Origin of the sequence: Parvibaculum sp., from assembly GCF_049672805.1 — a bacterium.
In the GTDB taxonomy this organism is placed as follows: Bacteria; Pseudomonadota; Alphaproteobacteria; order Parvibaculales; family Parvibaculaceae; genus Parvibaculum.
Window position 1 is genome coordinate 1 of record NZ_JBATWS010000219.1, and the last position, 7,273, is coordinate 7,273.

At 61.5% G+C, this 7,273-nt stretch carries 9 protein-coding genes; 5 read left to right on the forward strand and 4 right to left on the reverse strand.

From position 1 onward, the window contains the following. The 3 genes from WBF74_RS06975 to WBF74_RS06985 form a co-directional block, all read left to right on the forward strand. A partial coding sequence (locus WBF74_RS06975; protein WP_424437241.1) for an MFS transporter occupies positions 1-847 on the forward strand: 847 nt, incomplete at its 5' end. 2 nt (positions 848-849) lie between these two features. Beyond that, positions 850-1,602, forward strand: coding sequence for an alpha/beta fold hydrolase (locus WBF74_RS06980; RefSeq protein ID WP_424437244.1), 753 nt, complete (start codon positions 850-852; stop codon positions 1,600-1,602). Positions 1,603-1,640: 38 nt separating this feature from the next. After that, positions 1,641-3,014, forward strand: a complete 1,374-nt coding sequence (locus WBF74_RS06985; protein WP_424437247.1) for an MFS transporter — start codon at positions 1,641-1,643, stop codon at positions 3,012-3,014. A 4-nt stretch (positions 3,015-3,018) separates the two neighbouring features. On the opposite strand, the gene WBF74_RS06990 is transcribed toward WBF74_RS06985, so the two are convergent. After that, positions 3,019-4,275 (reverse strand): M20 family metallopeptidase, encoded by a 1,257-nt coding sequence (locus tag WBF74_RS06990; protein WP_424437250.1) that lies wholly within the window; start codon positions 4,273-4,275, stop codon positions 3,019-3,021. A gap of 86 nt (positions 4,276-4,361) precedes the next feature. Here WBF74_RS06990 and WBF74_RS06995 point away from each other — a divergent pair, with 86 nt between their 5' ends. Then, on the forward strand, positions 4,362-5,108 hold the full coding sequence (locus WBF74_RS06995; protein WP_424437253.1) for an alpha/beta fold hydrolase: 747 nt from the start codon (positions 4,362-4,364) through the stop codon (positions 5,106-5,108). A gap of 33 nt (positions 5,109-5,141) precedes the next feature. On the opposite strand, the gene WBF74_RS07000 is transcribed toward WBF74_RS06995, so the two are convergent. Together WBF74_RS07000 and WBF74_RS07005 are read right to left on the reverse strand one after the other, a co-directional pair. Continuing rightward, complete coding sequence (locus WBF74_RS07000) at positions 5,142-5,933, reverse strand: SDR family NAD(P)-dependent oxidoreductase (RefSeq protein WP_424437256.1); 792 nt, start codon at positions 5,931-5,933, stop codon at positions 5,142-5,144. Between the two features lie 89 nt (positions 5,934-6,022). Continuing rightward, a complete protein-coding gene (locus WBF74_RS07005) occupies positions 6,023-6,373 on the reverse strand; it encodes a PilZ domain-containing protein (RefSeq protein ID WP_424437259.1) in 351 nt (116 codons plus the stop codon). A 92-nt stretch (positions 6,374-6,465) separates the two neighbouring features. Between WBF74_RS07005 and WBF74_RS07010 the strand changes: the two genes are divergently transcribed. Continuing rightward, positions 6,466-6,858 (forward strand): DUF427 domain-containing protein, encoded by a 393-nt coding sequence (locus WBF74_RS07010; RefSeq protein WP_424437262.1) that lies wholly within the window; start codon positions 6,466-6,468, stop codon positions 6,856-6,858. A gap of 39 nt (positions 6,859-6,897) precedes the next feature. On the opposite strand, the gene WBF74_RS07015 is transcribed toward WBF74_RS07010, so the two are convergent. Then, positions 6,898-7,273, reverse strand: a 376-nt coding sequence (locus WBF74_RS07015; protein WP_424437265.1) for an SDR family oxidoreductase, incomplete at its 5' end; no start/stop codon positions are given.

Genomic DNA, 7,273 nt, shown 5'->3' on the forward strand with positions numbered 1-7,273 from the left:
TCTCATTCTGCTGCCCATCTCGGTTGGCATCGCCGTCTGGTTTGTGCCGGAGCGGAAGGCACCGCGTCCGCAGCATGTGCCCATGAAGCAGGCGATCGGCGCGCTGGTGCAGAGCAAGCCCTTGCAGAATGTGCTTGCGGCTGACCTGATCTCCGGCGTGTCGGGCGGTCTTGTCGCTTCGATGTTTCTTTTCCTTGCGGAAGATGCGCTTAAGCTTGAGCAATATTCGATCTTGATGCTGCTCGGCTATTTCGTGTCTGGCGTACTCTTTGTGCCGCTGATGCTGTGGATCAGCAACCGGCTTGGCAAGCACAAGACGGTTGCATGGTCGGCACTCTTCAACGCCGTCACCGTGCCGCTCATCTTGATCGTGCCGGAAGGCGACCCTGTTTTTGCCATGGCCGTCTGGGTGCTCTTCGGCGTGAATATGGCGGCGGGCCCGTTCCTCTTCCGCTCGATCATGGCGGATGTGGCCGACCATGATACGGTGCAGACAGGGCAGCAGCGCACGGGGCTTTTCTATTCCATGCTCACCATGACCAACAAGATCGGCATCGCGGTGGCGATCTTCGGTGGTTATGCAATGCTCGACATGATCGGCTTCGTGCCGCGCGGTGAAAACTCGGATGATGTCATCTGGCTGCTCAAGATGGTCTATGTGTGGCCGGTCGTGGGCATCAGCATCATTGTTGCCGTGATCCTGTGGTTCTATCCGATCGACGAGGAGAAGCAGCGGGAGAACCGCGCCATTCTCGAGCAGCGCAATCTCGAGGCGGCGGCAACGGCCATTGCCACGCGTGCAGGCCACCCGGCTGATCCGCAATCCTCTGGTGTGCCGGCGGATTGATCATGGCGGAGTTTTCATCAGACGGAGTTTCCATCGCCTATGAAGTGGAAGGGGAGGGGCGCCCGATCCTCCTCATTCACGGGTTTTCGGCGACCGCGCATGACAACTGGGTCCGTACGGGCTGGGTGCAGGCGCTCACAAGAGCGCGGTTCAAGGTCATCACCTTCGATCTGCGCGGGCATGGTGCGAGCCAGAAGCTTTATGACCCCGCCGACTACACGATGGACAAGTTGACGGGTGACGCGATTGCGCTGCTCGATCATCTCGGCATCGGGCAAGCCGATCTCATGGGGTTTTCCATGGGGGGCGGCATTTCGCTCCGGCTTGCCGCGCAGCATGGAGAGCGCTTCGGCCTCGTTGTGCTGGCGGGCATGGGCGGGCGGGCGCTGGAGCCTGCGCGGCCCGGTAATCCGATCGCCGATGCGCTGGAAGCGGATGATCCGAGCATCGTGGAAGACCGCTCGGCGCGAGCCTTCCGGCTTTATGCGGAAAATCTCGGGCAGGATCTGAAGTCGATCGCCGCCTGTGCGCGGGCACCGCGTCGCAGCGGCGCGCGGGAAAGTGCGGAGATCATTCGCAACAAGGTGCTGGTGATTGCCGGTGCCCGCGATGATCTTGCAGGTGATCCGCAGGCGCTTGCCGATATCATCCCCCATGCGCGGGCCGAGATCATTCCCGGTACGGATCATATGTTTGCGCTGCCGAACCCGATGTTCAAGGGCGCGGTGATGGATTTCCTGACCGGCTGGAACTGAATTCCCGAAATCGTTTCTCCTGGCGAGGCTCACAGAGAATGTCATCTCCCCGATTGTCCGGCTGGCGGCTGGCCGCCTTTTCCGGCCCTGCCATTCCGATTGGCGCGCTCGGCCTGCCTATTGGCGTTTATCTTCCGCATTTTTATGCCGGCGAGATGGGGCTTGGCCTTGCCGCTGTGGGCACGATCTTCATGCTGGCGCGGTTCTGGGATGTGTTCACGGACCCGCTGATGGGGGTCATGTCGGACAGATATCCCACGCGCTGGGGACGGCGTCGGCCCTGGCTTGTGCTTTCCGTGCCGCTTCTCTGCCTGTCTGTCTATATGGTTTTCGTGCCGACCGCTCCTGTGACGAATTTCTATCTTCTGAGCACCATGTTCTTCCTCTATGTGGGCTGGACGATGCTCACCATTTGCCACATGGCCTGGGCGGCGGAACTGAGCGACGATTACAATGAACGCTCGCGCATTCAGGGCTATCGCGAGGCGTTTCAGCTTCTCGGTGTGCCGCTGGTGCTGTTGATACCGGCGCTTATCGAGCGCATGGGGCCTGAGAATGTGGATGCTGCCCGTGTCAATTCCATGGGCTGGTTCATCATCATCGTGCTGCCGATCGCCATCGCCATCAATCTCTGGCTTGTGCCGGAGCGCAAGAGCCAGCACCGCGATGTGCCGACGACGAGCTTTCTCTCACAGGTCATTCCGCTGTTCCGCAACATGCCGCTGCGGCGCCTGCTCGCAGCCGATTTTCTGAGCGGCTTTGCCGGGGCGGCGCTTGCCTCCATGTATATGTATGAGGCAACGCTTGTCTGGGGTGTCGGCTCGGCGGCGAGTTTCCTGCTGCTTCTCTATTTCTTCGGCGGCATCGGCTTCATCCCCGTCGTGCTCAAGATCAGCTATGCGCTCGGCAAGCACCGCACCGTTGTGGTGGCGGCGCTGTTCAATGTCTGCTTCCCGCCGGTGATCTTCTTGATTCCGAACGGTAATGTCTGGGTTGCGGCGGCGGTGCTCTTCTTCCTCGGTGTGAATGTCGGCACGACGACAACGCTTTATCGGTCCATGATGGCAGATGTGGCCGATCTCGATGAACTGGAAACGGGGCAGAAGCGGACGGGGCTTTTCTATTCGCTGCTGACACTGACGCAGAAGATTGGCGGCGCTGTGGCCGTAGGCGTCGTTTTCTGGACGTTGGCATTGATCGGCTTTGTGCCGCGCGGCGAGAACACGGCAGAAGCGATACAGGGGCTTTCCTATGTGTTCGTGGCGACGCCCATGATCTGCAATGCGCTTGTGGCGGCAATCATCTGGTTCTACCCGATCGGCCTCAAGGAGCAAACGGAACTGCGCCGCCGCCTCGAAGAGCGTTTTGTCGAGGAAGTGGAGCAGACCGAGCGCCCGCCCAACCTGCCGTGATCCCTCAGCAGCAGCCGCAGCCGCCAATATGAGAGAGGCCGTTCGGGTCGTAAGCGGCGGCGACAGAGCGGGCCGAGGCTTCCGCCGTAGCGGCGAAGTGTGCCTTTGCCTCTTCGCGCATATTGGCGTCGGTCATGAAGTCGATGGCTGTCATGGCGAGCGCCTTTGCGCCATCGATGCAAGCCTTGTCGCCCAGATCCGATGCGGCCCATTTCGTAAATTCAGGATTGTGGATCATCACATGGGGCGGGGCGCTCGCGATCATCGGATGGATGGAGGGCACGCGGTGGCTGATATTGCCCATGTCGGTGCTGCCCGCTGACCCCGCAGGCATTTTCGACAGGGGGAAGAAGTCGCGGCCAAGTGCGCGGGCATTCGCCTCGTAGGCATTGGCAATCGGCATGCTCGACTTGAGGTCGAGATAATCGGCTTTGGCCCATTTCACTTCTGCGGTGCAGCCCGTTGCGAGTGCGCCTGCCTCGAAGCAAGCCTGTACGCGCTTTTTCAGCGGGATCAGGTCTTCCGCCGTTGCCGCGCGCACATAGAACAGACCGGCTGTTTCATCGGGCACGATATTCGGTGCGGCGCCGCCCTTGGTGATGATGCCGTGGATGCGCTCGGTCGGGCGGATATGCTGGCGAAGCTGCGCGATCGCCTGATAGGCGGTGACGAGCGCATCAAGCGCGTTCAGCCCCATATGCGGAATGGCGGAGGCATGTGCCGAGCGGCCGCGATAGATGACGGAGACTTCCGACACGCAGATGCAGGGCATAGCAATGAGATCAACCCCGGCGGGATGCACCATCATGGCCGCGTCCAGACCATCGAAGGCACCATCCTGCGCCATCAGCTCCTTGCCGCCGCCCTGTTCTTCCGCAGGCGTGCCGAGATAGCGCACGCGGCCTGGCAGGCGGCTTCCAAGTTTTGCAAGGGCGAGCGATGCGCCAAGACCGGTGGTTGCAATGATGTTGTGGCCGCAGGCATGGCCGATGCCGGGCAGCGCATCATATTCGGAGAGGATGGCGACTTCCGGTCCGCGCTCGCCGAAGCTTGACACATATGCCGTATCGAGGCCGAAGGCACGGCGGGTAACGGAAAGGTCTGCCTTTTCAAGAGCGCCGGTCAGAATGCGTGCTGCCTCAAATTCCTTGAAGGCGAGTTCGGGCTTTGAATGGATTTCATGGCTGACGGCAAGAAGCTCCGCCGACATGGCATCAATCGTGTCGCAAACTTCCCGTTTCAATGTGGCAGCATCGCTCATTGGTTCTCTCTCCCCGGAATTTCTCATAGCCTAGACGGCGGTAACGGTATTTTCCAGCCGCTCGGCTGGCAGTGATGAGGGCAGGCATGGAGTTCTTTGACGCGGATGGCATGACCATCGCCTATGCGGTGGAGGGGGCGGGAAGCCCGCTGTTGCTGGCGCACGGCTTTGCCTCTACCCACCGCGTGAACTGGGTCGATACGGGCTGGGTGAAGGCGCTCACAGGGGCGGGCTACCGCGTCATCATGCCGGATATGCGCGGTCATGGTGAAAGCAGCAAGAGCCATGAGAAAGAGGATTACACGCTGTCCGCCATGGCGGGCGATCTCGTAGCGCTGCTCGACCATCTGGGGGAGCCGGGTGCCGACCTGATGGGCTATTCCATGGGAGCGATGGTCGCGCTTGTCGCAGCGATGGAATATCCGGAACGCTTCGACCGGATTATCGCGGCGGGTGTTGGCGCGAAGCTGCTTGATCCGAACCGCGATCCCGGCCCGGTGATCGAGGCGCTGCTGACGAATGATCCGTCAAGCGTGGAGAGCAAGGGCGCGCTTCTCTTCCGCACCTTTGCCGATCAGAACAGGCAGGACAGGGTGGCGCTTGCGGCCTGCTTCGAAGCCGTGCGCGCGCCCTTCCCGGTGGAAGGGCTTGCGCGCATCAGGCGGCCCGTCCTTGTCGTTGCAGGCGAGACGGACGTGCAGGCGGGTGAGGCGGCACCGCTTGCCGCAAGGATACCGGGTGCGCGGGCCTATACGGTGCCGAAGCGCGACCATATGCGTACGGTGGGCGACAAGGCTTACAAGGAAGCTGTGCTCGCCTATCTCGCGGAATGATGTGTCCCCGGAACAATCCGGGGACACCCCGTTTCAGCGCGCCGAGAGGGGCGCAAAGCCGAGATGCATCCCGGCGTCGGTGATGAGCGTTTCGCCGGTGATGTGGTCCGAGCCTTCACCGCAGAAAAAGACGACAGCCGTTGCAATGTCTTCCGGCGTGCCGGCGCGCTGGAGCGGCGTTGACTGTTCCTGCTGGCGCTTGATGCCTTCAAAGGTCTGCTGGCCGAAGCGATCGGAGAACCAGCGCGTGCCGATAAAACCGGGGCAAACCGCGTTGACGCGGATCTTCGGCGCAAGCGAGCGGGCGAGCGAAAGCGTCATGGTGTTGAGCGCGCCCTTGGAAGCGGCATAGGCAACGGAGGAGCCGATGCCCGTGACGCCTGCAATGGAGGAGACGTTCACGACCGAGCCCTTGCCAGCCTCGCGCATATGCGGCGCGCAGGCGCGGATCATCTGATAGGCGCCGACGACATTCACCTTGTAGATCCAGAGGAAATCGTCTGCGTTGAGTTCATCAAGTTCGGCATGGTTCGCGAATTTAGTGCCGCCCGCATTGTTGACGAGCACATCAACGCGACCCCATTTCTTCACCGTCTCGTCCACGATGCGGCGGCAATCGGCATCCTCGCCGACATCGCCCTGCGCGAGAATCGCCTCGACGCCCTTTGCCTGACAGGCGGCGAGTGTTTCCTTCGCTTCCGCCTCGCTCTTTGTGTAGTTGATGACGACGTTGCAGCCCCTGTCGGCAAGTTGCAGCGCGACAGCGGCACCGAGGCCGGTGGCTGAACCCGTGACGATGGCGACCTTACCCTTGAGCGATGACATGACGTTCTCCCCTGTTGCGATTTGCCGGGGAGTTTAGCGAGAGGCAGGCGGAAGCCCAAACGGAGATCGAAAGGATTGTCCGCTTTCGACTATGCGTCGGAGAGAGGCGGGTTGCGGAAGGCGGCGAGGATCAGGCGATCATTCATCCGGTCATGGCGGCCGGGCGGTGTGTCGAGATCTAGCGAGACCAGTTCACCCTCATGGCGCATGGCGCGGCCGCGTGCGAAGCCGACGCCCGGCACGTCGAGCGCGATCTCCGTGCCGAGGGCAGGAAGGGGGGTCACTTCGACAAGGGCGCCTGTGGCTGACATTTCATGGATGAGGCACTCAACATCCACGCCTGCAAAGACGATCCGCCCCTCGATCCGCGTTGCAATGCGGCGAAAGCGGCGGCGTTCGGCGTTCAGGCGGGGCTGAGTGACTTCCGAGGGCTTTGACATGGCACATATCTCCACCCTTCAGGCTAGGGAGGGGAGGTTGCCAAATCCTTGCGGCCACCCCATTTCATATCGATACAGTAAGGGAGGCTCGCATGGGACAGCTCGTTTCCGGCAAGGAGCACAGCTCCGGTTTTGAGACCCACCCCGACTATCTGATGCGCATTTTGCCCGCAAGGCGCCATATCCGCGTGCTCGCGAAAGGCGAGGTGGTTGCTGAAACCGACAATGCGCTGGAGCTTTTCGAAGGAGAGCACGCCCCGGTTTTCTATATTCCCCGGCGGGATGTGAAGATGGGACGGTTCGCGATCAGCAAGAATTTGAGCTGGAGCCCGTTCAAGGGTGAGGCCCGTTACTGGGACGTGAAGCTCGGGGATGAAAAAATCCCGGCAGCCGCCTGGTCCTATGAGGATCCGTTTGTGGAAGTGGCGGCGATCCGGGACTACATCGCCTTTTCCCCGGATAAGGTAACGATAGACGTGCAGTAAGGGGCGGGCAGGGCGCGCAACCCCGCCCGCCGGAAAGTATCAGCCGGGCCGCTGATCTGCGGGCAGGCTTGAGAGGAAGTCGCCGATCACCTTTTCAAAATCGATGCGCTTGCCGAGGCTTGCCATCGGCCCGGCCGTCAGGCCGCCATCAACCGCGATGGTCTGGCCGGTGACGAAGCTCGACTCATCGCTTGCGAGGAAGAGCGCCGCATTGGCAATGTCTTCCGGCAGACCCGAGCGCGGCGTCGGCTGAATCTTCGCAAGGTGCTGCTTCATCACTTCGGCAAACTGATCGGCAACCTGCGTGCCGAGGCCAAGCCCGTTGCCGAAAATCGAAGTCGCGATGCCGCCGGGGCAGATCGCATTGGAGCGCACGAAATAAGGCGCGAGTTCCATGGCGGCGCAGCGCGAGAAG